Origin of the sequence: Alloprevotella sp. Lung230, assembly GCF_014385435.1 — a bacterium.
In the GTDB taxonomy this organism is placed as follows: Bacteria; Bacteroidota; Bacteroidia; order Bacteroidales; family Bacteroidaceae; genus Alloprevotella.
Map to the genome: position 1 here is coordinate 57,097 of NZ_JACSUD010000001.1, position 24,674 is coordinate 81,770.

A 24,674-nucleotide genomic window follows, 5' to 3' on the forward strand; every position below is an offset into this window, starting at 1 on the left:
CTTAAAAATTCCCTTTTCTGTATGGCATCATCTCCCGAAACCCTCAACGAAAATGCACGCCGCGTGCACCGCAAGCTCACCATCCTGCTGCGCGCCGGCATGGTGCTGATGGAGAGTGCGGCCGACACCAACCGCATCGTCCGCAACATGAAGCGCATTGCCGCCTTCCTCGGGCTCGACGAGCGCTATCTGCACATCGATGTGCTCTACGGCACGCTCAAAGTCAATTACAGTGACGAGAGTCATTCGTTCAGCCGTTTTGTCCACTCCGACCGCTACACCATCAACATGAAAGCCCTTGCCGCGATGAGCCAACTCTCATGGCGCGCCATCCAGGAGGACTACACCATGTCGCGCTTTGAGCGGGTGGTCAACCGCATTGCACGCTCCCGCTCCGACTATCCCGCATGGCTCGTCACGCTGGGCGCTGCGATGGGTTGCGGGGGCTTTTGCGTGCTCTTCGGGGGCGACTGGCCCTCGTTCCTTCCGGCCATGGTGGCCGGTTGGGTGGGATTTTCGGTGCGGCGCGAGCTCTTGACACGCGGCTTCAACGTCTACATGGTCACCGCCCTCTCCGCCTTTCTGGCCACCCTGACGGTGTGGGGAATGATGCACCTGCTGCCGGAAGGATTTACCGACCACCCTTACCACCCCTTCCTCTCGTGCGCTCTCTTCCTCGTGCCCGGTGTGGCGCTCATCAACTTCCTCGACGACATGCTCGACAACTATTTGCTCATGGGGGTGGCGCGCTTCTCCAACGCCATGGTGCAGATTGCTTCGATGAGTTTCGGCATTGTGCTGGCCGTGAGTGTGTGCGGCGTCACCAACTTCTTGACCACACTGAGCATGGCGCCCGAAATCAGCTATTGGGAGGCCGCCATCGCCACCGGGATTTCGGCCATGGGCTTCGGCATGATTTTCAATGTGCCTCGGCGTTCGCTTCCGGCGGTTGCCCTGCTGGGCGTGTTGGCCATGTTCACACGCAACTTCATCGGATTCGAACTGGGACAGGGCTTGGTACTGGGATCGCTGGCCGGTGCTTCGCTCGTTTCCCTCATCGCGGTGCGCTTGGTGCAGCCCACGCGCAGCCCCAACCACGTGCTGAGCATTCCGAGCGTCATCCCGATGGTGCCGGGCATCTTGATGTATCGCGGCATTTTTGGTTTTGTGCGCATGGGCAACGAGGTAGAAGGTTTCCTGCGCTCCTTCGACTTTATGGTCAACGCCGCCCTCATCGTGCTGTGCATCTCCATCGGTGTGGCCATCCCCAACATCTTTGCCCGCCGCTGGATAGCCTCCACCCGCCGTGCCCACCTGAGCCGCCTCATCGAGGAACGCCGCAGCCGCGGCAAGTTTGTCGACCTTTCGGATTTCGACTGACGGAGGCATAAACCCCTTGTAAATATATCGCAAACCTCTCATTGCGTCAAAAAGTAGCGCGCAAACGATACGTGACAACGTTTTTTTTCGTAATTTCGCAGTGGAAGCCTCAATCGGGCTTCCAGCATCGTTTCTTATTCTCAACTCCCTAAAATAGATTTATGGCATTGATTGAACAACTCGTTGCAAAAGCAAAATCCAACAAGCAACGCATCGTTCTCCCCGAAGGCACGGAAGAACGCACTCTGAAAGCTGCCGACCGTGTCCTCGCCGAGGGCATTGCCGACCTCATCCTCTTGGGCGACCCCGAAGAAATCAAGGAGCTCGCCGCACAACACAACCTCCAACACATCGCCAAGGCCACCCTCATCGACCCACGCAACCACGCCAAGAAAGAAGAGTATGCCCAACTGCTGGCGCAGCTCCGCGCCAAGAAGGGCGTCACCATTGAGAGCGCACGCAGCATCGTGGAAAATCCCCTCTACCTGGGCAGTCTCATCATCAAGAGCGGCGATGCCGACGGACAGTTGGCCGGTGCGCGCAACACCACGGGCGATGTGCTCCGCCCCGCCCTGCAAATCATCAAGACTCAGCCCGGCATCACTTGTGTGAGCGGAGCCATGATTCTCATCACCCAAGCCCACGAATATGGGTCTGACGGTGTGGTGGTGATGGGCGATGTCGCCGTGACCCCCGTGCCCGATGCCAACCAACTGGCACAGATTGCCGTGTGCTCGTCCGACACCGCACGTGCTGTGGCCGGTGTTGAACCTCGCGTGGCCATGCTCTCTTTCTCCACTTATGGCTCGGCCAAACACGAAGATGTAGATAAAGTGGTGGAAGCCTTACACCTCGCCAAAGAGATGCGGCCCGAACTGATGATTGATGGTGAGTTGCAGGCCGATGCAGCGCTCGTGCCGAAGGTGGGCAAACTCAAAGCTCCCACCAGCCCCGTGGCCGGACAGGCCAATGTGCTCGTTGTACCCCGCTTGGAAGTGGGCAATATCGGTTACAAACTCGTGGAGCGCCTCGGCCACGCCGAAGCCATCGGCCCTATCCTCCAAGGCATCGCCCGCCCCGTCAACGACCTTTCGCGCGGCTGCTGCGTAGAGGACATCTACAAGATGATTGCCATCACTGCCGTACAAGCCATTGCGGCCAAAGAACAAAACTAAACTCAACACTATTATCCCAATGAAAATCCTCGTTATCAACTGCGGATCCAGCTCCATAAAATATAAACTCTACGAGATGGACGACAAGAGCGTTCTGGCCTCTGGCGGCATCGAACGCATCGGACAACAAGACGCTTTCTTAAAAGCAACACTCAACGGCGAGAATCAAAAGATTGCCTTCGATTGCCCCACCCACACGGAGGGAATGAAGATGGTGTTCGACACGCTTACTCATTCCGAATACGGCGCCATCAAGAGCCTCGATGAGATTGCTGCCATCGGCCACCGCATTGTGGCGGGCGGTCGCTTCACCGAGAGCTGCCTTGTCGACGACAAAATGATGGAAGAATGGGTGACCTATATGGACTTGGCTCCCGAACACAATCCCGGCCACCTCAAAGGCTACGAGGCAGTGAAACAAATGCTCCCCACGAAGCCCAACGTCTTTGTGTTCGACACCGCTTTCCATCAGACTATGCCCCGCAAGGCCTATATGTATGCCGTTCCCTACAAGTATTACGAAAACAACAACATCCGCCGCTGGGGCGCCCACGGCACGAGCCACCGCTTCGTCTCGAAGCGCGCTTGCGAAGTGCTCGGTGTGAAGCCCGAAGGACAGAAAATCATTGTTTGCCACGTGGGCAACGGTGCATCGGTATCAGCGATTGTCGACGGCAAATGCGTAGACACCTCTATGGGTCTCACTCCGTTGGAAGGATTGATGATGGGCACTCGTTCGGGCGACCTCGATGCCTCCGTAGTACTCAGCATCATGGAAAGCGACAACCTCAGCCCCGCCGAAATGCGCTACCTCCTCAATAAGGAGTCGGGCGTGAAAGGCATTTCGGGCGTAGGCAGCGATATGCGCGACATTGAAAAGGCTGTGGCCGAAGGCAACGACCGCGCCATCCTCGCTCTTGAGATGTACAGCTACCGCATCAAGAAATACATCGGTGCTTATGCCGCAGCCATGGGCGGTCTCGACGCTGTGGTCTTCACTGCCGGTGTGGGCGAACACCAGTGGGACGTACGCTGGGAGGCTTGCGAAAGCCTTGAATTCCTCGGCCTGAAGATGGACTACGAGAAGAACAAGGCCAACTTCGGCGAAGAGGAAATCGTCTCTGCACCCGACAGCCGTGTAAAAGTGCTGGTCGTGCCCACCGACGAAGAACTGCTCATCGCCACCGATACGCTCGAACTCGTGACGCGATAAGCGAAAGCTGAAACACCACCTTACGAAAAGAGGATGCACCACGCGATGGGTGCATCCTCTTTTTGTTTTCCGTGATAACCACGAGAGAGAAGGAAAGGCGCGGCCCTACTTCCCGCCCATGACGAAGACGAGGCGGCCGCCGCGCACGATGTCGGCGTGTGAAATCGTGGGTTTCTTCCAGCGCTTGCCGTTGAGCCAAATCTCCTTGACGTAGAGATTGTCTTTCGACAGGTTGTGCGCTTCGATGACAAAGGTGCGGCCGCCGGGCAGGTGGAGCGTGACGGCAGGAAGTTGCGGCGCACCAAAGACGTACTGTCCGCTCACAGGGTCGACTGGATAGAAGCCCATGGCCGAAAGCATGTACCACGCCGACATTTGCCCGCAATCGTCGTTGCCGCAAAGCCCCTCGGGTGTGGGGTGATACTGCGTGTCGCAAATCTCACGCACCAACTCCTGCGTGCGCTCCGGCCGACCGGCCAGGGCGTAGAGATAGGCCACGTGGTGGGAAGGCTCGTTGCCGTGGGCATACTGTCCGATGAGTCCCGTCACGTCAGGGAGGTTGACATCTTTGAGTTCGACCACAAAGAGACTGTCGAGCTTGTTGAGGAAGCGCTCACGGCCGCCCATCAAGCGGATGAGGCCGGGCACATCGTGCTGCACGTGCCAAGTGTACTGCCAGGCGTTGCCCTCGGTGTAGTCGCCCGTGCCGCTCTCGGCGTGGCCGATGGCATCGGGGTGGAAAGGCGTGCGCCAGCGGCCTTGGCTGTCCTTGGGACGCATAAATCTGGTCGTGGGGTCGAAGAGGTGCTTGAAGTTGTCGGCGCGGGCAGCAAAGAATTTCGCATCGCTCTTCTTGCCCAGTCGGCGGGCAAAGTCGGCCGCAGCATAATCGTCATAACAGAACTCTAAGGTTTGCGAAACACTTTCCAGCGGGATGAGATCGTAGGGGTAGTAGCCGTAGCGGTTGTAGACCTCCCAATTCGATTTGGCAGGATGACTCTCCATGAGGGTCTTGCGCACCATGGCATAAGCCCTCTCGGCATCAAAACCCTTGATACCTTTGGCGTAGGCTTCGGCAATGACGCTCACGGCGTGGTTGCCAATCATCGTCTGCGTTTCTTTGCCCCACAGTGCCCAGATGGGGAGAAAACCTTGGTCCTCACCTTGCGCAATCATCGAGTTGACAAAAGCCCCCACCTTCTCGGGCGTCACCAGCGTGTAGAGCGGATGTGCCGCGCGATAGGTGTCCCAGAGCGAAAGAGTGGAATACATCTCCGTGCCGTCCACCGCCTTGACCTCCTCGCGACGGGTGTTGCGATAGCTGCCGTCGACGTCGGCGATGTTGTTGGGCTGGATGAGGGCGTGGTAGAACGAGGTGTAGAACATCTTCATCTGTTCCTCCGTGCCGGCGATGTCGATGCGGGAGAGATACTGTTCCCACGCCGCTTCGGCCGCTTCGGCCGTCTGATCAAACTGCTGCCAGCCGGGGAGTTCGGCCGCCAGATTGCGCCGAGCGCCCGCCACGCTGTGGGTCGAGAGGGCCACCTTCATCTCCAGCACCCCGGAGTCGGGAAAGTCCACCAGCAGGCGGCTGCCTTTGAATCCGGCGATGGGATTGAGCGAGGTGAAGCGCGTCATCGGTTGCGAAAAACTAATGACAAAATAGACATCCTTGTCCACCCAAACCTCGCTGCGGATGTGTCCCGACAACGTCTGAGCATCGTCCCAGACAAACTCACACTCCTTGACGCGCTTGCGATAGCCCTCCCACGTCCAGGTGGGGCCGTGCTGCAAGTCGATGTAGACCGAGCGACGCGCACCGGGCTGAAACGTGTGTCGATAGTAGGCAACGTGGGGCGTGGCAGTGGCCTCCGTGCGCACCCCGGCATCGAGAAGTTCCACGGCGTAGTAGCCCGGGCGCGCTGTCTCCGTGCCCTTGCGACTGCCGAAGAGGTTCACCTTGTCGTTGCTTTGCGCCACGCCCGCCGTGTCGGCGATTTGGGCATACTGCCGCGAGACGGGCATGATGAGCAGGTCGCCCAGGTCGGTGCACCCCGTGCCGTTGAGGTGAGTCTGTGCGAAACCCCAGAAGCGGGCATCGCTGTGGATGTAGCCCGAGCAATACTTCCAGCCGGCCACGCCCGACGAGGGTCCGGGCTGCACGAGGCCGAAGGGGACAGTGGCGCCGGGAAAGGTGTGTCCCGTGGCGGCTGTGCCGATGAAGGGGTCGACGTGGCGCGTGTGCTTGTGGGCCGCGGCGGTGAGGGCAGCCCCCATCAGGAGCGCGGAGAGAAAGAAAGATTTGAGGATCATAAAAGAAAGAGGATTAGGTGTTTCTGCCCACAAAGATACGACTAAATCGGGATACCTCCAAGGCCGAGACACCATCCACCTGCATTTTTACGCAAGAAAAGCACACGCACAGCAGAACATTTTCATCGGAACTCCGAAACGCTGCGCGTTTTTCTCCACTCTCCGCACAAGAAGTAGTTTGTTTTCCGAGGCTCGCAGCATTCGTCCCTTCCCGATGGGACATTCGTCTCTTCCCGAGGAAACATTCGTTTCTTCGCGAAGGGACGTTTGTCTCTTCCTGAAGGGACGAAAATTACCTGCGACTCGCGCGCCGGTGGAAGGCACTCCGTTGCGCCGACCACTTTGCCCCCCTTTTTAGATAAGTAGGTGTTCAAAATTAAACGTAGCTATCTTCATTGTAGGATGTTCTCTACTTTGATACCCTCTTTGTTTTCCTTTCCCGCCACCTCACCTTTGTTCATCCCTCGTGCAGCCTGCTACACTTCTTCTTCGCAAAGACGACCTGATGAAAAAATGAAACAAATAGGGTATCAATTCATTTCGAGCACCTACTTATAAGCGACACTCCATCGTATAGCACCATTGCCGTCGGCAAAAGCCAGACCACCGTTGCCTATGCCGAGAATAATACGTAACTTTGCAGCGTTTTTTTCATCCAACACCGCTAAACTCCTTCTTCTCATGAAGCCACTTTTCACCCTGAGCCTCCTCACGGCACTCCCACTCTGTGCCCAAGCGCACACGGCGATGCCGGCAGCGGCCGACAGCGTGCAACGCGACACCGTGAAGCTCGAAAGCGCCCTCATCGTGGGCCAGCGCCAGAACAAAGTGCAAACTCCCACCATGGGCTTGACCTATCTGCGGCCGGAGCACATCAAGAGCATTCCCACCCTGATGGGCGATGCCGACATGGTCAAAGCCTTGCAGATGCAGCCCGGCGTTTCGCCCGGTGTCGATGGCTTTGCCGGACTGATGGTGCGCGGCGGCAACAACGACCAGAACCTTTTCCTCATCGACGGCAATCCCATCTACCAGATGAACCACGCCGGCGGACTCTTCTCGGCCTACAACATTGAGGCCATTCGCGATGTGGCCTTCTACAAGGGCGCGTTTCCCGCCCGCTACGGCGGACGCCTCTCCAGCGTGGTGGACATCATCACCAAGCCCGGCGACATGAACCGCTACCACGGCAACTTCTCCATCGGCCTGACCGCGGCCAACCTCAGCGTGGGCGGCCCGATTGTCAAGAACCGCACCTCGTTCAACATCGCCGTGCGCCGCTCTTGGCTCGACCTCCTCACCACCCCCGCCCTCGCCCTCTATAACAAGGACGCGAAGAGCAGCGGTGAGAAAATCACGGCCGCCTACGCCTTCACCGACCTCAATCTCCACCTCAACCACCGCTTCAACCGCCTCGGCACGCTCTCCTTCATCGGCTACTTCGGGGAGGACCGCCTCCACACGGGCGGCGACGACTGGACCGTGGACAATCCCAACCCCGATGCCTACTGGCGGCAGAATTTCGACGCCCACCTCAAGTGGAACAACCTGCTCGGCACACTCAAGTGGAACCTCCCCGTGGCCGACCACCTGCTCCACAGCCTTTCCCTCACCTACACCCGCTACCACTCGGGCTTCGGCGTCACCGCAGAAGAAATCAATGGGCAGAAGGGCCGGCCAAACTACTTCTACGACCGCTCCACCAAGGACATCGTCAACGGCATCGACGACGTGAGCCTCCGCTCGCAGTGGCTCTGGACTCTGCAGCGCGAACTGACCTTCCGCTTCGGGGCCGACTACACTCACCACCGCTTCACCCCCGAGCAAAACCGCGAGACCTCAACCAACGAGAAGATTAAGTTTGTCGACAACAACCGTCGCCTCGATGCCAACGAGACAGCCCTCTACGGCGACGTGGAGTGGAAACCGATGGAGCGCTTCAACTTCAACGCCGGTCTGCGCCTTTCGGATTTCGCCGTGAGCGGCAAGAACTACCTCACCATTGAGCCACGCGCTTCGCTCAACTTCCTCCTCTCCCCCGACCTGAGCGTCAAGGCCGGCTATGCCCGCATGTCGCAGTTTGTCCAGCAGGTGAGCGAGACCTACATCGCCCTGCCCACCGACTACTGGATGCCCGTGACCAGCCGACATGCTCCCCTGACGAGCGACCTCTTCTCCCTCGGGGCTTACTATTCGCTCCACAATCGCTGGAACTTCTCTATCGAAGGCTGGTACAAGAAGATGAACCACCTGCTCGAATACCGCGAAGGCCACGGCCTGCTCGCCCGCAGCATCTCGTGGGTCGACAAGCTCACCGAAGGCAAAGGCACGGCCTACGGCATCGACCTGCAAGTGGAGAAGAACTTCGGACGCCTCGCCGGCTTCGTGGGCTACGGCCTGCTCTGGACCGACCGCACCTTCCCCGAACTCAACCAAGGCCGCACCTTCCCCTCGAAGTACGACAATCGGCACAAGTTCAACATCGCCTTCAGCTACCGCGCCTCCCGCCGCATCGAACTCAACGCTGCCTGGACCGTCATGTCGGGCAACCTCATGACCCTCGCCTACGACAGCTACGACTATGCCGGCGATGGAGAAGGCCCGGACTATCCCTCCTACCGCGAAGACCGACTCCTGCCCCACATCAGCAGCAAGAACAACTTCCGCCTCCCGGCCTACCACCGCCTCGATTTGGGCATCAACTTCCATCGTTTCCACAAGAAGAGCGGACGCCGCAGCATCTGGAACATCAGCATCTACAACGCCTACTCCCACCTCAACCCCATCATGGTGCGCCAGAAGCAGGAGTACGACTACGAAACCTCCGCCGGCACCACCGGTCGCCGCCGTCAGGTGAACAAGGTGCGCTTCCAGAGCATCGCCCTTTTCCCCATCATCCCTTCCATCTCCTACACCCTCAAGTTCTGACCTCATGAAGTTCCTTTCCCGTCTCCTCCCCCTCTTCCTGCTCGTCGGCACACTGGCCGCCTGCACGGAGGAGATCGACCTGGGCAGCCGACGCCCCACCCCCACCGTGGTGCTCAACTGCGTGGCCGGCACCCAAAAGCCCATCGTGGTGCAAGTGGCGCGCACCATCTTCGACAGCCTCTCGGTAGATGCCGACATCCCCGATGCCGAAGTCATCCTCACCGTCAACGGCACGCCCCACTCCACCCTCACCTACGACCCCACGGCCTTCGTCTACCGCTCCACCTACACCCCTCGGCAGGGCGACCGCATCCGCATCGATGCCCGAACACGCCTCGGCAACGTCTGGGCCGAAGAGACCCTCCCCCGCCTCATCCCCATCGACAGAGTGGACATCGACTTTCGACCCAAAGGCTTCTTCAACGAGACGACCCAACTCTACGACACCTACCAGTGCGTCTATCGCATCCACTTCGCCGACCCTGCCCGCGAGCGCAACTTCTACTTCGTCCGCATCATGGATGAAGGCGGCTCCATTGTCCACGGTCTCGACTACTCCAAGGACGAGGTGTTCATCCCCGGTCACGGCGGCCTCAACCTGCTCGACGAAAACAGTTCCATCGGCGGCGAAAGCGGGATGGCTTTCAGCGACGAACTCTTCGATGGAAAAACCTACGACTTGCGCATTGACGAAGAGTTCACCCGCTACTCTTTCCTCGAATACGACCGCAACCGCGGTGGGTTCAAGCCTAAGCAGGACCTCGCCCGCCGCTTCCAGTTGTTCAGCATCTCCGAGGGCTACTACCGCTACCTCAGCAGCCTTTTCAACGAGGACGAAGACTCCTTCAATAATGCCCTCGTCAAGGCCGGGCTGGCCGAACCGTCCATCCGCTTCTCCAACATCCGCGGCGGCACGGGCATCCTCGGCACGATGCAGGTACAGCAGAAGCAGGTTTCCCTCACCCCGCCGACCCCCTAAGCATCGGGACATCCCGCGCTGCACCACATCACTGTTTTGCACAAAAATCCCCTGCACCTTCTTCGCGTTGGTGCAGGGGATTTTTTTCTCGCTTTCGGGTCGGTCTTGACCAAAAAGGACGTCGGTTTTGGAGAAAAGGAACGTCCCTTTTGTTCGCCCCCCTCATCTACCCCTCCTGCCAGGCATCGATCATCCGCCGTGCCAGACTCACCGTGCCGGGGATGGCGGGCAGTGCCGATCGCTTGAACCATCCGCCCTTGCGAAGCTCGGAGGTTTGCAGGCGCATTTCACCTTCCGCATATTGCGCGAAGAAACCCACCATCAGCACTGAGGGGAAGGGCCAGGGCTGGGAGGCAAAATAGCGGAGCCGATGCACGTGCAGTCCTGTCTCTTCGAGGATTTCGCGCCGAGCAGCGTCTTCGAGCGTTTCGCCCGTTTCGACAAATCCCGCCACCAGGCCGTAGTAGTCGCCACGGAAGTTGTGCGACTGCACGAGCAGCACTTCGTCGTCCTCGCGCCGGCCATTGGGCGAGGGGCGCTCGATGAGCACAATCACCGCCGTGGTCGGACTGGGCCACACCTCACGGCCGCAGGCGGTACACACCTTGGAGATGTCGGTGGCCCGCTGCATGGGGGCGCCGCACACGCCGCAGTGGTGGGTGTGGGCGTCCCAGTGAAGGAGTTCTTGCGCCTTGCCCGCCATGCGAAAGTCGGCCGCCGTGAGGAGGTCGAAAGCTTGGCGCAACGGCACGAGGTGCAACGCGGTATCGGGCGGCAGCGGGCCTTCCATCTGCCCCGCGGCGCAAGGGATGCCGTCGAGCACGGGCAGGGGTTGCTGAGTCTGCCCTTCGGCGAGGGGGACGGGCGGAGCGGCAGCCAGAGGCAGAGCGTTGTCGGCAGTCAGAAGCAGGGCGCCGTTGTGGAAGAGGAACCATCGGATCGGGGGCAACGTTGGGGTCGTAAGCATCGTGGGGAAGGGGTTGGGAGCGTTTTCTTTTTTCTACAAAGACTGCACCGCTCCACGCAGGAAGCGGTGCAGTGAGAGGAAAGGCTGAGCGTCGGCGCTCTCTTAGAGGCCGAGACTCTTGCGGATATCTTGGATTTTGGCTTCGGCAGCCGCTCTGGCCGCATCGTGGTCGGCAGCGGTGGCCATCTTGCCCATCACTTCGAGATAGAACTTAATCTTGGGCTCGGTGCCGGAGGGACGGACGCTGATTTTATTGCCGTCGGCGGTGAACCACTGGAGCACGTTGCTCGTGGCGGGGAAGTCGAGCTTCGTCTCGCGACCTTCGGCATCAACGGCCTTGAGCACCTGGTAGTCCTTGGTGAGCACCACCTTTGAACCGGCAATCTCTTGGGGCGGATTGCTGCGGAAGCGCTCCATCATGGCCTTGATTTCGTCGGCACCGCTCTTGCCGGGCTTCACCACGTTGATGGTGTGGTTGAGCGAGAAGCCATATTCAACGTAGATGTCCATCAGCACGTCGTAGAGCGTTTTGCCTTGGTCCTTGGCCCAAGCGCAAATCTCAGCCAACAGCGAGCAGGCCGACACGGCGTCCTTGTCGCGCACAATGTCCTGGCCCATGAAGCCATAGCTTTCCTCACCGCCGCCGATGTAGGTCTCCTTGCCTTCAAGCAGACGGATGACGCGGGCAATCCACTTGAAGCCTGTGTACTCGTCGTACATCTTGACGTGGTTCTTTTCGGCGATGGCCTTGATAAGCTCGGTGGTGACGATGGTTTTGACGATGTATTCGTCGCCCTTCATCTTGCCCAGCGCGATGCGGTTTTTGATGATGTAGTAGAGGAAAATCATGCAGGTCTGGTTGCCATCGACCAGCACCCATTCGCCCTTGCTGTCCTTGCAGGCCATGCCCACACGGTCGGCGTCGGGGTCGGAAGCCATAACGATGTCGGCGTCAATCTTCTTGGCCAGATTGAGGGCGAGGGTGAGGGCTTCGGCGTTCTCGGGGTTGGGCGAAACAACGGTGGGAAAGTTGCCGTCCTTGACCATCTGCTCGGGCACGCAGTTGACGTTCTCAAAGCCCCACTTCTTCAACGAAGCCGGGATGAGCACGCGGCCGGCACCGTGGATGGGAGTGTAGACGATGCTCAGGTCCTTCTGGCGGGCGATGACCCCGGGGTCGATGCTCAGCGCATGGACGCCTTCCAAGTAGAGGTCGTCCACCTCTTGGCCGATGATTTGGATGAGCGCAGGGTTGCCCTCAAACTTCACGTCCTCGATGCGCACCTTGTTCACCTCATCGATGATGCCTTGGTCGTGGGGCGCGAGCACCTGTGCGCCGTCGTCCCAATAAGCCTTGTAGCCGTTGTACTCCTTGGGGTTGTGGCTCGCGGTGATATTGACACCCGACTGACAACCGAAGTGGCGGATGGCAAAGGAAACTTCGGGCGTGGGGCGGAGGTCTTCAAAGAGGTAGACCTTGATGCCGTTGGCCGAGAAGACGTTGGCCACGGTTTCGGCAAAGAGGCGGCTGTTGTTGCGGCAGTCGTGTCCCACGACCACGGAGATGTCCTTGCGGTCGGCAAAGTTCTTGTGGAGATAGTTGGCCAATCCCTGCGTGGCAGCGCCCACGACGTAGACGTTCATGCGGTTGATACCGGGGCCCATGATGCCGCGCAGGCCGCCTGTACCAAACTCGAGGCTGCGATAGAAAGCCTCAACGAGGGGCGTCTTGTCGTCGGCCTCCATCATGGCCTTCACGGCTTGCTTGGTTTCCGAGTCGTAGATGGGGGAGTCCATCCACTGCTGTGCCACTTCAAGGCACTGAGCTACTAATGCTTGGTTTTCCATATTGTAATGTATCGTTACGTGATGAAGATATTGATGTTTGTTCACTGCAAATTTACGTTTTTCTCAGCGAGCAAACAAAGGTTAGCGCGGATATTCTGCGAAATAAGTCCGATTGTTCGAGGATTGTTCGGGAGCAAAGCGCCCCTTGCAGCCGTCTATCCCAGCCCGAGGTCGACCTTGATGGCCTCGACCTTGGCTTTGGTCTGTGCCAGTGCGGCGGGATAGTCCTCGGCATGGGGCATGGGCGCGGCCGCTTCGATGTAGAACTTAATCTTCGGTTCGGTGCCCGAGGGACGTACGCTCACTTTGCTGCCGTCGGCGGTGTACCATTGCAGGACATTGCTCGTTTCGGGCATGTCCAGCGGCTGCGTGCGGCCCTGCGCATCGGTGGCGGTCAGGGTGAGAAAGTCGCGGCTGCACACCACCGGACTGCCGGCTAGCGCCGTGGGGCGCTGCGAGCGATAGTGCTCCATGAGTCGGGCTATCTCCTCTGCCCCACTCTTCCCGGGCTTGATGAGGCTCGTGGCATAGTGATGCACACAGCCATACTCCACATAGATGTCCATCAGCACATCGTAGAGCGTCTTGCCCTGCTCGCGGGCCCAAGCACAAATCTCGGCCAACAAGGCGCAGGCCGAAACGGCATCCTTGTCGCGCACCTCGTCCGTGGCCATAAATCCGTAGCTTTCTTCGCCGCCGCCCAGGAAGTCGCGCCGCCCATAGTTTTGCGCGATGACCCACGCCATCCACTTGTCGCCGGTGTAGGTGTCGTAGAGCTGCACACCATTGCGCTCGGCGATGGTCTTAATCAGGTCGCTCGTCACGATGGTCTTCACGGCATATTCCGTCCCCGTCATTTCCCCACGGTCCTTGCGGTGCTTGATGATGTAGTAGAAGAAAATCAGGCTCGTCTGGTGGCCGTCGATGTAGGTCCACACTCCGCGGTGGTCCTTGCAGGCCATGCCCACGCGGTCGGCATCGGGGTCGGACGCCATCACGAAGTCGGCCCCCTTCTCGTCGGCCAGACGAATGGCCAGGTCAAGGGCTTCGGGATACTCCGGGTTGGGAAATTTCACAGTGGGGAAATTGCCGTCCGCCACCATCTGCTCCGGCACACAATAGACCTCGTCGAAGCCCCACTCCCGCAGACAGCGCGGGATGAGCTTCATCCCTGTCCCGTGCAAAGGGCTGTACACGATTTTCAGATTATGCTGACGGCGCACCACCTCGGGGTCGATGCTCACCTTGCGCACCTCGTCCAGATAGCGGCGGTCCATCTCCTCGCCGATGAGGTGGATGAGCGCCGGGTTGCCCTCAAAGCGGACGTCCTCGATGCACACCCGCGCTGCCGCCTCGACAATGGCCTTGTCGTGGGGCGAGGTCACCTGCGCGCCGTCGTCCCAATAGGCTTTGTAGCCGTTGTATTCCTTCGGGTTGTGGCTGGCGGTGATGTTCACGCCCGACTGGCAGCCCAACTGACGGATGGCAAACGATACCTCCGGCGTGGGGCGCATATCGTCAAACAGATAGACGCGGATGCCGTTGGCCGAAAAGACGTTGGCCGCCGTCTGGGCAAACTCGCGGCTGTGGTTGCGACAGTCGTGACACACCACCACCGAAATCTCCGGCAGGTGGGCAAAACTCTGCAACAAGTAGTCGGCCAGTCCCTGCGTGGCCAGCCCCACCACATAGACGTTCATGCGGTTGGTGCCCACGCCCATCAGTCCGCGCAGCCCACTGGTGCCGAACTCAAGGTTTTGATAGAAAGCATTGACCAGTTCCGTGGGGTCGGCATCGGCCAGCAACGCCGCCACGGCGCGCCGCGTTTCGGCATCGTAAAGGGGCGAGTCCACCCATTGCTGCGCCTTGGCAGCACACGCTTGGATGAGGAGATGATTTTCCATAAGTAATTGTGTTTTTAGTTTGTGCATGGCTAATTTAATACAAATTACTTACAACAGCGCCTTTTTGTGCCTTTTCTTTGTATGATAAGCGAAGAAAAATCCACACTTTAGCCTTCACCACCCCACTTTGCCATCTCTGCCCAACAAAAACAACGTAAACTGCAAGGCGTCCTTTCTTCCCTAAATCGGACGAAAAGTTCACTACGTCAAAGATAATCTATAAACCAAACCTTGGTTTATGTAATTCAAGGTTTGGTTTATGTAATTCAAACCTTGGTTTATATAAACCAAACTTTGGTTTATAGTTTGCGTCTGACTTGCGGAAGTTTTCGACAAGGGAAATTGACTTTCGAAAGGCTGCCGGTAAGTTTGCCACAACAGAACACCCCCGCCGATGGGATGAGCATCAACGGGGGTGTGGGAGAAAAATAGAGGATGAAGACAAGGCTCGGAGGCAGCCTTATCGGGCCATCATCTTAGCATATTTGGCCTTGGCGGCCTTGTATTGCTTTTCGATCAGAGCGGCCTTTTTGGCATCGGCAGCACTGCGCTTGGCGTCGTAGAGTTTCCATAGTTTGCACTTTTCCGTAGCGGCCACTTGGGCAGCAGTGGAAGCCTGGGCAGCGGCCTCAACGGCGGCCTCGTCGGTGGTGTTGTAGGCGTGCTTGTAGCCCTTCTGGTCGTTCCAGTGGCCGCGGGTGAAGTCGGGGAAAGCCACCGAGGCGCTGTTATTGTCCATCGAGAGCGCACCGAGTTCGCCCAGGCAGCACCATTCGGCCAGGTCGTAGACGTCCATGTCGAGGGGGAGGCCGTTTTGCAGACAGTAGACGAGGCGGGCGTCCATCATGAAGTCCATGCCGCCGTGACCCATCTCACGCCCCATTTCGCCATATTTCTTGATGATGGGGTGGAGGTACTTGTTGGTGAGGGTTTTGGCCTCGGCATCGGGCAGGAATCCATGGGATTTGAGGTCGTCGATGGCGGGCGTCACGCCGCTCTGCTTGAGTTGCTTGCTGTCGAGGGCAAACTTCTCTTCGGGATATTTCGTGGCATAGCCTTTCGTGCCGGTGAGCTTGAAGAGGCGGTTGTAGGGCTGGGGGGTCATCACGTTGTGCTGGATTTCGACCACCTTGCCCTCGGCGGTGCGCATGAGCGTGGTGGTCTGGTCGCCGTTGCGGAAGTTGGTGCAGGGGCGTCCGGTCTTCTCTTCCACCCAGGCCTTGCCGTGCACGGACTTAGTGTCCATGGCGGTGAGGACGGTGAAGCGGTCGCCGCGGTGGATGTCGAGACACTGTGCCACGGGGCCGAGGCCGTGGGTGGCGTAGAGGTCGCCGCGGTTTTCCATGTTGTACTTCATGCGCCAACCAAGCTCTTTGGACGTGGCATCCTTGGGGTTGTGCCAGTAGGCGTTCCAGAACTCATCGAGGTTGTGGATGTAAGCGCCTTCGGCACGGAGGATTTCGCCAAACACGCCGTGTTGCGCCATGTTGAGGGCATTGAGTTCGTAGTAGTCGTAGCAGCAGTTCTCCAGAATCATGCAGTGCTTGCGGGTCTTCTCGGAGAGGTCGATGAGTTGCCAGCACTCGTCGAGGTTCATGGCCGAGGGCACTTCGATGGCCGTGTGCTTGCCGTTCTCAAGGGCGCACTTGGCCACGGGGAAATGGTGTTCCCAGTCGGTGGCCACATAGACGAGGTCGATGTCAGGGCGTTGGCAGAGGGCTTTGTAGCCGTCTTCACCCGAATAGACGTCGGCCGGTGCCAAGCCCTTGGCACGCAGGAAGCGCTGGCAGGTGTCGGCGCGTTCGGCTTCGTAGTCGCAGAGGGCAACGATTTGCACCCCGGGAATGTGGGAAAAGCGGTTGACCGCACCGGGGCCGCGCATGCCGAGGCCGACGAAGCCCACGCGCACCGTTTGCAGACGCGGGGCGGTGAGGCCGAGCACGGATTGCTGGCCGGGGGCACGCGTCGGGGTTTGGGTGACGATGGTGCCTTTCTCCCAATGCCAGTTGGCGGGGTCGGAGTACTTCGACAAGGATTGCGCCACCAAAGCGCCGGTGCCGCCGAGGGCGAGCAACGCGGCGAGCAAAATGCTTTTGAAATTCATACGGATAAATGGTATAGAGTTGAAGATTAGAATAAGTTGCGGAAGAGGAGGCCTTGCCTACTTCTCCATGTTGATAGAAGTGTTGCCTATCATTTGTCCATCGCAGAAGAGATGGGCGGAGTAAGCGCCGGGCGCCAGGAAGTCGTCGCCAGCCTGCACCACGAGGCTCACGCGCTGCTCTTCGCCGGTGTATTCGATGACTTTGGAGGCCGAGGCTTCCAGGCTCTTGCCTTGGTAGGAGAAGCGCAAGGAAGTGCCGATGACCGTACCGTTGGGGCTCATCAGGCGGACGTAGATGGTCTTGTTGCCCGTAGCGGCCGTGACGTTTCGGTTGAGGAGGAAGGAGACGGAGAAGCGGACGATGTCCTTCGTCTTCTTAGCCGGTTTGCCATTCTTCTTGAGGGGCTGAAGACTGATGGCCGAAGCGTTGAGTTGGGCGGCAATGGCCACCTTGTCGGAAAGCTGTGCGCGCTCTTGGTCGAGCGAGGAGATGCGGGTGTTGGCATCGGTGAGCTGCGTGCGGGCTTCATCGCGCTCGGTGGTGAGGCGTCCGTTTTCGCGCGTCAGCGAGTCCACCTGAATGATGTAGCTGCGGAGAACGGCACGCACGGATTCGAGTTCCTGCTTCAAGCGGCGTATCTCTGCGGCATCGGTCTTCTTGACGCGACGCAACTCTTCGAGGAGTTGTTGCGTGCGGGCTTGTTCGGCCGAGAGTTTGTGGAGCAGGGAGTCGTCCTTGATGCCCTTTTTGAGTTCATCGTATTGCAGCGCAAATTGGGCATACTGGTTTTCCATCTCTCGGCGGTCCATGTCGGCCAACTGGCGCAGTTCTTCGAGTTCCTTTTCTTGCTGCTTCTCTTTCTCGCTCCGGCAAGAGGAGAAGATCGGCAGGCAGAGGAGCATCAAGGCGGCATAATAACTTTTGTTCATGAGAGTGCAGAGGTTGAGGGCGACTATTCGATGATGGTGGTCCAACCGTGCTTATCTTCTAATATGCCGTATTGGATGTCGCGGAAGGTTTTGTAGAGTTGGGTGGAAACAGGTCCGGGCTTTCCATCCTTGGAGAAGACATAAGAGGTGTTGCGCTCGGGGTCGTCCAGCTTGGCGATGGGGCTGATGACGGCCGCTGTGCCGCAAGCACCGGCTTCCTCGAAGGTGGACAGTTCCTCTTCGGGAATGGGGCGTGCCTCGACTTTGTAGCCCAAATCTTGTGCGATTTGCTGCAAACTGCGGTTGGTGATGGAAGGCAGGATGGAGCTTGACTTAGGCGTGATATAGGTGTTGTTCTTGATGCCGAAGAAGTTGGCCGCACCGCACTCGTCGATGTACTTCTTTTCTTTGGCATCGAGGTAGAATTCACCGGCATAGCCCAACTCGTGCGCCCAACGATTGGCACGCAGTCCGGCGGCATAGTTGCCCCCGACCTTGTAGATGCCGGTGCCCTGCGGTGCCGCGCGGTCGTATTGGCGCGTGATGACATAGTCGTTGGTGGCAAATCCGCCTTTGAAGTAAGGACCTACGGGAGTGACAAAGATGATGAAGAGGTATTCGTTGGCCGGCTTCACGCCCACTTGCGGCCCTGTGCCGATGAGCAGCGGACGGATGTAGAGCGAGGCGCCACTTTCGTAAGGCGGAATGAAGCGTTCGTTGAGCAACACGACGCGACGCACCATCTCCACGAAAATCTCCGTGGGCAGTTCGGGCATCAAGATGCCGCGACACGTGGACTGCATGCGCTCGGCATTGTCTTTGATGCGAAAGACGCGGATTTTCCCATCGGGACAACGGAAAGCCTTCTGTCCTTCGAAAGCCTCCTGTCCATAGTGCAAAGCCGTGGCGGCCATGTGGATGTTGATACTTTCGGAGGAGGACACCTCAATCTCGCCCCACTGGCCGTTGCGGTAGTAGCAGCGCACGTTGTAGTCGGTGGGGAGGTAGCCAAAAGGAAGATTGGACCAGTCAATATTTTTCATTGTGTCGTAGTTTTATAGAGTAAGTGTGGAAATTCGAGTTAGCAAAGTGGTGCAAAGATACAGATTAAATCGGAGACCCGCTGAGGAAAGTTTCTCTTTTTCAGCCGTAGAGCGGCATTTCGGGGTGTCAGAGCGAAATCTTCAAGCCTTCTGCGGCGTTGATGGTGTCGGGGAAGATGGCTTGTGCTTCTTTGAGCAACGCCGATTCGTCTTCGTATCGGGCCGAGAAATGGCCGATGACCAAGCGTTTGGCCTGCGCTGCTTGCGCGATTTGTGCGGCTTGCGCTGCTGTGGAGTGGCCGGTGACTTTGGCGCGCTTGCGTTCGGCATCGGCAAAGGTGGCTTCGTGAAACAGCAAATCCACCTCTTTCAGTTGCTCTGCCAGCCCTGGACGATAGAGGGTGTCGGAGCAGTAGGCATAAGCCCGTGCTTTCTCGGCGTGGGGGAGCACCAATTTTTCATTTTCCCATACGCGTCCGTCGGCATCCACCCAGTCTTCTCCTGCTTTGATGGCATTGATGGCGTGAAAGGGAACGCCCAGAAAGTCGATCATCTCTCGCCGGATGTGCGGACGAGGGGCGTGTTCGCGGAAGAGGTAGCCGCAACACGGCACGCGGTGGCGCAGGGGGATGGTTTCGACTGTGAGGGTGCGGTCCTCATAGACGACGGAAACCACTTTCGGGTCCACTGCATGAAACACCACTTCGTAGGTCATTTCCGCACAAAAGTAGTCCAGCCAAGGGCGCATCAGTTCTTCGAGCTTGTCATAAGGACTATAAAGGTGGAGTTTCGCTGTGCGTCCCAGCAAGTTGAAGGTGCTCAGCAGGCCGGGCAGTCCGAAACAATGGTCGCCATGTAGGTGGGAAATAAAGATGTGGTTCAGACGAGAGAATTTGAGCTTCTGCTTTCGAAACTGCAGCTGCGTTCCTTCGGCACAATCAATCATAAAGAGCTTGTCACGCACATCAAGCACCTGCGAGGTGGGATTGTGGCGCGTTGTGGGCAAAGCACTGCCACAGCCGAGGATGTGAAGGTCAAATTTCTGCATAGCCTTTTTCTACTAAGCACATCTTAAGAAAGCGTCGAAAGAACATCAAATTCAGAAACGCCGGAAGGTGAGCGTATGGTGGTCGTCTTTCAAGATGAGCGTTTGACGATTGAGGGTAAGGATGGTGTAGTCGTTGGGAAGGCGCGGCACGCCCCACGCGGCAAGGTCAATGGGGAAGGACGGACTTATCAGACTGTCGCGCCCTTCGTCGCGCAGCACCAAGTAGCCCTGCGTCACGGAGAGGTGAGTGGGCGTTTGGCGGATGCGCAGGAGTGGCCCATGATTGGGACGCGGTGTGGTGTAGGGAAAGTCGGCAGCGTGGATTTGCAACAAGTCGAGCTGCACGCGCCAATAGACACGCCGAGGGGGCACCTCTACATTGTCTATGCGCATCAACTGCCATTGCCCATCGAGCAAACCATTGCGCGGGTGCTTATTTTCACAAGCGCCCAAGAGGAGCAGCAAACAAATCCAAGGGAGAAAGCGTAGACAGTGCATAATGGGTCAAAATGAAGAGAGAAGTCCTTGTTTCATGATGGAGAGTTGGAGGCCGAAGTTACGCCCCAGCAATGTCCCGCCATCAAAAGCGACGGCAGCGCCAATGCTCCAACCCGCCGTGAGCGAACGTTCGTGGAAGTCGCGCCCTAAGCGGCGTTGCGCCCGATTGGGCAACCCTACGCGCACTTCGGCCAAGAAAGAGTGCTGATGGCGCACCTCGGGCAGCGGCACGGCATAAGTGCCCCAACTCCACAAGTGGGTGTAGAGCAGCCGATAGTTGATGTCGGGCGTGGGCTGCCCTGCCAACCCAAAGTGGTAGGTCCGAAAGCGGTTGTAGGAAAAGTCGAGGGTGCCGTCTCGCTTATAGATGGGCGAAGCAAAGAGGGCATTCCCCATCGACCGCCCATAATTTTGCCAACCTTGGTAGAGGTTGTGATTGTAGTAGTTGTCCACACCGCTCACTTGGTCGGGCACTTGTGGGGTGTGGTCGTGATAGACAGGGCCGCTCTGATGGTCCATGCGCACATATTCCCCCACGAGGGTGGAGACAAAGCGATTGCGCGGCAGATTGAACTCTATCCCCCAAAGTCCGTCATACCAGCCATACTGAAAGAACAACTGACTTTGGTCTTCAAAGTAGTGGTCGTAATAAGCCTTCACGCTCCACGCGCCTGCCGGATGGCGATAGGTCAGCGCTGCCCGCCACGCTCCGAGCGTGTTGCCGGCCGAGTTTTCGTAGCCGGCGCCATCGGTGGGGTCGCTTCCGCCTTTTCCCCAGAAAGCATACCAAAAGTCTTTCGTGCCGACTCGCAAAGAATAGTTGTCTTGGGCTTGACGCCCCACATTATAGATATGGCCGCCAAACTGCGTGGCCATCTCCAAGCCCCCGACAAAGATAAAGGGCGAAAAGTCGGGGTTGCCCAGTCGCAGATAGCCTGACTTCGTGTGGAGCAAAGCGCGCTTCGCATAGTGCTTCTGCGGAAGAAGATAGTCCTCCTGCCAACCGCCGTCGGTCATCATCCCATAGGCCACGTGCAGTTTCAGCGCCGCCCAGTTGCCGTCGCCGGCGATGTTCCACCAGTCGTAGAGTTCCCAGCGCAACATCGGCACGGGGCGGGCATTGTTGCCCAACACCCACGCGCCGGTCGAGAGGGTGGGATGGTTGATTTCCGGTTGCTGCACCTTCTGCCCGAGGGTGAAGCGCGACTTTTGGAAGTCCACTTCGGCATAGGCTTGTTGCAACATCAGCCGCGAGGTGTTGCCATAAGTCAGCGCGCCCTCCAAGCCATAGCCCACATGCCACACACGGTCGCTGTCGGCCTCCACAGGACGATGGAGGAACAAGCGAAGGGCGCCATTTCGCGCATCCATCCCCGCCAGGCCGTTCCGATTGCTCGTCAGCCAAAAAGAAGCGTTTTCGCCACGGCCCACAGTCGCTTGTGCTTCGACATCGAGATGCACTTCGTGGTCCATTTCGTACCACAGCGGCTGGGCGTGAGCATCAAGGAAGAAACCCCACGCGGTGAACAGCAGGAAGAGAAGGGAAAGCCTTCTATGTTTAAGGAGGAGAGGGAGAAAATTATACAACATTTCAAATCATCGTGTTATCGTCGCGCCGGAAAAGCATTAAAGTTTGCGCAACCGCTCCAAGAGGTTGGTGTTCAGACGGCGCAATTCCATGCCTGTCTTCTTCAAGCCTTCCAGCGGGTCCCAGATTTGGAAGGGTTCCAAAAATTGGAGCAAGAGGTTGGGGGCGCTTGCTTCGACTCCTTGGCTTTCGGCATTGACCACCACATTGAAACTGGCCGGTATCAGTTCGACGTCAATCACCGAGGTGGTGTCGAAGGGATCGCCGTCGCAATGCGCCACCCCATCGGCCGTGCGCTCAATGCGCAAGCGGTTGGTGCGGAAGGTCTTCACGTGGGAGTTGCGGTTGATATTGCGGCTGAACAACTGCATCACGATGGTCGGTGTTTCAAACACATTGAACGGCTCCAAGATGGTCACGTCCAGCAGTCCGTCCTTCATCGAGGCGTGAGGGGCGATGTAGGCGTTGTTGCCATATTGAGAGGCATTGGCACAAGCAATCAAGAAAGCGTCATACTGCTCCGTACGTCCCTCATCGTCGCCCACCGTCAGGCGATAGGTCTCGGGCTTATAGTTCAGCCCATCCACCAAGGTTTTCTCCACATAGGTGGCCAAACCGCGCTTTCCGGCTTCGGCAAACTTCATACTGATGAACGCGTCGAAGCCGACACCACAGGTGCAGAAGAAGGGATGGCCGTTGATGCGTCCATAGTCGAGGCAGTGCACCACATGGCGGTTGATGATCTCTATCGCGGCCACAGGGTCGAGAGGGATGTGCAGGTGGCGTGCCAAGCCGTTGCCACTCCCACAAGGGATGATACCTAGAGCCGTCGAGGTGTGCACCAGCGAGCGTGCCACCTCATTGACCGTGCCGTCGCCTCCCACGGCCACCACCACCTCCACCCCATCGGCGGCAGCCTGCTGCGCCAGTTCGGCGGCATGCCCCGCACGCTCGGTGTAGCAAATCTTACAGTCGAAGCGGTCGGCCGAAATGTGCTCACGGATGGCAGCCTCAAAAGCGGCTTTATTGCCCGTGCCCGAAATGGGGTTGATGATAAAAAGGATTTGCTGCATAAAAAATGTGTCGAAAGAGGAGTTTCTACTGCAAATATAACAGAAAGTTCAGAGAGGAAGCGTATGAAGAGGCTACAAATTCGGGGAAACTGCAAAAAAAGCCCCGAAAACTGCACACTTATACCTAAAAATGTGTAACTTTGCGGTCAAATTTCAAGACAGCAACGCGAGACATGGCTCATTTCCTCCCCAAGAGAGGCGGTAGAAGCCACAAAATTTGCCACGCTCGCGATTGTCCTTTTCATTACATTTTATGGATATTCTTCATCAACGTCTATCAACCTACACTCTGCCTGACGAGTTCAGAGCACGAGGATTGTATCCCTATTTTCGCGAAATCGAAGGCAAGCAAGGCACCGAAGTCGAAATGGACGGCCATCACGTCATCATGCTCGGCTCTAATGCCTACACAGGCCTGACCGGCGATGAGCGTGTCATCGAAGCCGGTGTCGAAGCCATGCGCCAGTATGGCTCAGGTTGCGCCGGCAGCCGCTTCCTCAACGGCACGCTCGACCTCCACGTGCAGTTGGAAAAGGAGTTGGCCGCCTTTGTGGGCAAAGAGGAGTCGCTCTGCTTTTCCACCGGATTTACCGTCAACAGCGGTGTCATCCCCGCTCTCCTCGGTCCGCACGACTACATCCTCTGCGACGACCGCGACCACGCCTCCATCGTCGACGGCCGTCGCCTCTCGATGGCCAAACAGTTGCGTTTCAAGCACAACGACATGGATGACTTGGAGAAGAAGCTCCAAAAGTGCGCTCCCGATGCGGTGAAACTCATCGTGGTCGACGGCGTCTTCTCGATGGAGGGCGACTTGTGCAATCTCCCCGCCATCGTTGAGTTGAAGCACAAATACGGCGCCACCATCATGGTCGACGAAGCCCACGGCATCGGTGTCTTCGGGCGCCAAGGCCGCGGCGTGTGCGACCACTTCGGACTGACCCACGAGGTCGACTTGATCATGGGCACATTCTCCAAGAGCTTGGCCGCCATCGGTGGCTTCATTGCGGCCGACCACACCATCATCGACTATCTCCGCCACACCGCCCGTACCTACATCTTCTCGGCTTCCAACACGCCCGCTGCCACGGCATCGGCCCTTAAAGCCCTGCACATCCTTCAAGAAGAACCCGAGCGCCTGGAAGCCCTTTGGGAGGTGACGAACTACGCCTTAAAGCGCTTCCGCGAGGAGGGTTTTGAAATCGGTGACACCGAAAGCCCCATCATCCCTCTCTACGTGCGCGATCAGGAGAAGACGTTTGCCGCAACGGCCATGGCTTTCGAAGCCGGTGTGTTCATCAACCCCGTTGTGCCCCCGGCCTGCCACCCCACCGACACGCTCGTGCGCATTGCCCTTATGGCCACGCACACCCACGAGCAGGTGGACCGCGCAGTAGCCGCCTTGGTCGGTGTGTTCCGCCAACTCGACATCATCAAATAAGGTCCTCACGATAGGGCAACTCCCACTGCCCTACCCCATCACGACACCCCCGGAAAGAGACCGTGTCAAAGCCCCTCCGCTTTGGCACGGTCTCTTTCTCGTGGAGAAAAAGGCACGGCTGCGGTGGGGCAGTTCCCCTTGCTCTCGCGACCTTCGGCAACAACTATGGGTGAGCGTCGGCGCTCGCTTCGGGTGGACTCCGACAGACCTACATAGTAAGATGTGAAGTTTTCTACATGGTG

The 24,674-nt window shown here is 58.2% G+C and carries 17 protein-coding genes; 6 read left to right on the forward strand and 11 right to left on the reverse strand.

Annotation, left to right across the window (positions count from 1 at the left end; translation table 11 throughout):
• The first annotated feature begins 21 nt into the window (after nt 1-21).
• The 3 genes from H8527_RS00255 to H8527_RS00265 all read left to right on the forward strand — a co-directional run bounded on the left by H8527_RS00255 (nt 22) and on the right by H8527_RS00265 (nt 3,768).
• Entirely contained in the window at nt 22-1,380 is a 1,359-nt protein-coding gene (locus tag H8527_RS00255) for a threonine/serine exporter ThrE family protein (protein WP_187544623.1), read from the forward strand.
• A gap of 161 nt (nt 1,381-1,541) precedes the next feature.
• Nucleotides 1,542-2,555, forward strand: coding sequence for a phosphate acetyltransferase (pta, locus tag H8527_RS00260; protein WP_187544625.1), 1,014 nt, complete (start codon nt 1,542-1,544; stop codon nt 2,553-2,555).
• A 19-nt stretch (nt 2,556-2,574) separates the two neighbouring features.
• Nucleotides 2,575-3,768: an acetate/propionate family kinase gene (locus tag H8527_RS00265; RefSeq protein WP_187544626.1), complete on the forward strand. Its 1,194-nt coding sequence runs from the start codon at nt 2,575-2,577 to the stop codon at nt 3,766-3,768.
• Between the two features lie 105 nt (nt 3,769-3,873).
• Here H8527_RS00265 and H8527_RS00270 read toward each other — a convergent pair whose 3' ends face one another.
• Nucleotides 3,874-6,114 carry a GH92 family glycosyl hydrolase gene (locus H8527_RS00270; protein ID WP_370539208.1) on the reverse strand — a complete coding sequence of 747 codons (2,241 nt, stop codon included), beginning with the start codon at nt 6,112-6,114 and terminating at the stop codon, nt 3,874-3,876.
• Nucleotides 6,115-6,762: 648 nt separating this feature from the next.
• On the opposite strand from H8527_RS00270, the gene H8527_RS00275 reads away from it, so the two are divergent.
• Nucleotides 6,763-9,009, forward strand: coding sequence for a TonB-dependent siderophore receptor (locus H8527_RS00275; RefSeq protein ID WP_187544630.1), 2,247 nt, complete (start codon nt 6,763-6,765; stop codon nt 9,007-9,009).
• A gap of 4 nt (nt 9,010-9,013) precedes the next feature.
• On the forward strand, nt 9,014-9,988 hold the full coding sequence (locus H8527_RS00280; protein WP_187544631.1) for a DUF4249 domain-containing protein: 975 nt from the start codon (nt 9,014-9,016) through the stop codon (nt 9,986-9,988).
• Between the two features lie 166 nt (nt 9,989-10,154).
• On the opposite strand, the gene nudC is transcribed toward H8527_RS00280, so the two are convergent.
• From nudC to H8527_RS00330, 10 genes are all read right to left on the reverse strand, one after another.
• On the reverse strand, nt 10,155-10,955 hold the full coding sequence (gene nudC, locus H8527_RS00285; RefSeq protein WP_187544633.1) for an NAD(+) diphosphatase: 801 nt from the start codon (nt 10,953-10,955) through the stop codon (nt 10,155-10,157).
• 102 nt (nt 10,956-11,057) lie between these two features.
• Nucleotides 11,058-12,803, reverse strand: coding sequence for a phospho-sugar mutase (locus H8527_RS00290; RefSeq protein ID WP_187544635.1), 1,746 nt, complete (start codon nt 12,801-12,803; stop codon nt 11,058-11,060).
• 155 nt (nt 12,804-12,958) lie between these two features.
• Nucleotides 12,959-14,707 carry a phospho-sugar mutase gene (locus tag H8527_RS00295; RefSeq protein WP_187544637.1) on the reverse strand — a complete coding sequence of 583 codons (1,749 nt, stop codon included), beginning with the start codon at nt 14,705-14,707 and terminating at the stop codon, nt 12,959-12,961.
• A gap of 460 nt (nt 14,708-15,167) precedes the next feature.
• Nucleotides 15,168-16,811, reverse strand: coding sequence for a Gfo/Idh/MocA family protein (locus H8527_RS00300; protein WP_187544639.1), 1,644 nt, complete (start codon nt 16,809-16,811; stop codon nt 15,168-15,170).
• 57 nt (nt 16,812-16,868) lie between these two features.
• Nucleotides 16,869-17,741, reverse strand: a complete 873-nt coding sequence (locus tag H8527_RS00305) for a hypothetical protein (protein WP_187544641.1) — start codon at nt 17,739-17,741, stop codon at nt 16,869-16,871.
• Between the two features lie 23 nt (nt 17,742-17,764).
• Nucleotides 17,765-18,784 carry a branched-chain amino acid aminotransferase gene (locus H8527_RS00310; RefSeq protein ID WP_187544643.1) on the reverse strand — a complete coding sequence of 340 codons (1,020 nt, stop codon included), beginning with the start codon at nt 18,782-18,784 and terminating at the stop codon, nt 17,765-17,767.
• Nucleotides 18,785-18,911: 127 nt separating this feature from the next.
• Nucleotides 18,912-19,832 carry a ribonuclease Z gene (locus H8527_RS00315; protein ID WP_187544645.1) on the reverse strand — a complete coding sequence of 307 codons (921 nt, stop codon included), beginning with the start codon at nt 19,830-19,832 and terminating at the stop codon, nt 18,912-18,914.
• Between the two features lie 51 nt (nt 19,833-19,883).
• Nucleotides 19,884-20,330 (reverse strand): lipocalin-like domain-containing protein, encoded by a 447-nt coding sequence (locus H8527_RS00320; RefSeq protein WP_187544646.1) that lies wholly within the window; start codon nt 20,328-20,330, stop codon nt 19,884-19,886.
• Between the two features lie 6 nt (nt 20,331-20,336).
• Nucleotides 20,337-21,920, reverse strand: coding sequence for a capsule assembly Wzi family protein (locus H8527_RS00325; protein ID WP_187544648.1), 1,584 nt, complete (start codon nt 21,918-21,920; stop codon nt 20,337-20,339).
• Between the two features lie 36 nt (nt 21,921-21,956).
• Complete coding sequence (locus H8527_RS00330; RefSeq protein WP_187544650.1) at nt 21,957-22,991, reverse strand: diacylglycerol kinase family protein; 1,035 nt, start codon at nt 22,989-22,991, stop codon at nt 21,957-21,959.
• Between the two features lie 253 nt (nt 22,992-23,244).
• On the opposite strand from H8527_RS00330, the gene H8527_RS00335 reads away from it, so the two are divergent.
• Nucleotides 23,245-24,432, forward strand: coding sequence for an aminotransferase class I/II-fold pyridoxal phosphate-dependent enzyme (locus tag H8527_RS00335; protein WP_187544652.1), 1,188 nt, complete (start codon nt 23,245-23,247; stop codon nt 24,430-24,432).
• The last annotated feature ends 242 nt before the right edge of the window (nt 24,433-24,674 follow it).

Coding starts and splice junctions, on each gene's coding strand:
- H8527_RS00255 (WP_187544623.1), top strand. CDS start 22: ATGGCATCATCTCCCGAAACCCTCAACGAAAATGCACGCCGCGTGCAC.
- pta (WP_187544625.1), top strand. CDS start 1,542: ATGGCATTGATTGAACAACTCGTTGCAAAAGCAAAATCCAACAAGCAA.
- H8527_RS00265 (WP_187544626.1), top strand. CDS start 2,575: ATGAAAATCCTCGTTATCAACTGCGGATCCAGCTCCATAAAATATAAA.
- H8527_RS00275 (WP_187544630.1), top strand. CDS start 6,763: ATGAAGCCACTTTTCACCCTGAGCCTCCTCACGGCACTCCCACTCTGT.
- H8527_RS00280 (WP_187544631.1), top strand. CDS start 9,014: ATGAAGTTCCTTTCCCGTCTCCTCCCCCTCTTCCTGCTCGTCGGCACA.
- nudC (WP_187544633.1), bottom strand. CDS start 10,955: ATGCTTACGACCCCAACGTTGCCCCCGATCCGATGGTTCCTCTTCCAC.
- H8527_RS00290 (WP_187544635.1), bottom strand. CDS start 12,803: ATGGAAAACCAAGCATTAGTAGCTCAGTGCCTTGAAGTGGCACAGCAG.
- H8527_RS00295 (WP_187544637.1), bottom strand. CDS start 14,707: ATGGAAAATCATCTCCTCATCCAAGCGTGTGCTGCCAAGGCGCAGCAA.
- H8527_RS00300 (WP_187544639.1), bottom strand. CDS start 16,811: ATGAATTTCAAAAGCATTTTGCTCGCCGCGTTGCTCGCCCTCGGCGGC.
- H8527_RS00305 (WP_187544641.1), bottom strand. CDS start 17,741: ATGAACAAAAGTTATTATGCCGCCTTGATGCTCCTCTGCCTGCCGATC.
- H8527_RS00310 (WP_187544643.1), bottom strand. CDS start 18,784: ATGAAAAATATTGACTGGTCCAATCTTCCTTTTGGCTACCTCCCCACC.
- H8527_RS00315 (WP_187544645.1), bottom strand. CDS start 19,832: ATGCAGAAATTTGACCTTCACATCCTCGGCTGTGGCAGTGCTTTGCCC.
- H8527_RS00320 (WP_187544646.1), bottom strand. CDS start 20,330: ATGCACTGTCTACGCTTTCTCCCTTGGATTTGTTTGCTGCTCCTCTTG.
- H8527_RS00325 (WP_187544648.1), bottom strand. CDS start 21,920: ATGTTGTATAATTTTCTCCCTCTCCTCCTTAAACATAGAAGGCTTTCC.
- H8527_RS00330 (WP_187544650.1), bottom strand. CDS start 22,991: ATGCAGCAAATCCTTTTTATCATCAACCCCATTTCGGGCACGGGCAAT.
- H8527_RS00335 (WP_187544652.1), top strand. CDS start 23,245: ATGGATATTCTTCATCAACGTCTATCAACCTACACTCTGCCTGACGAG.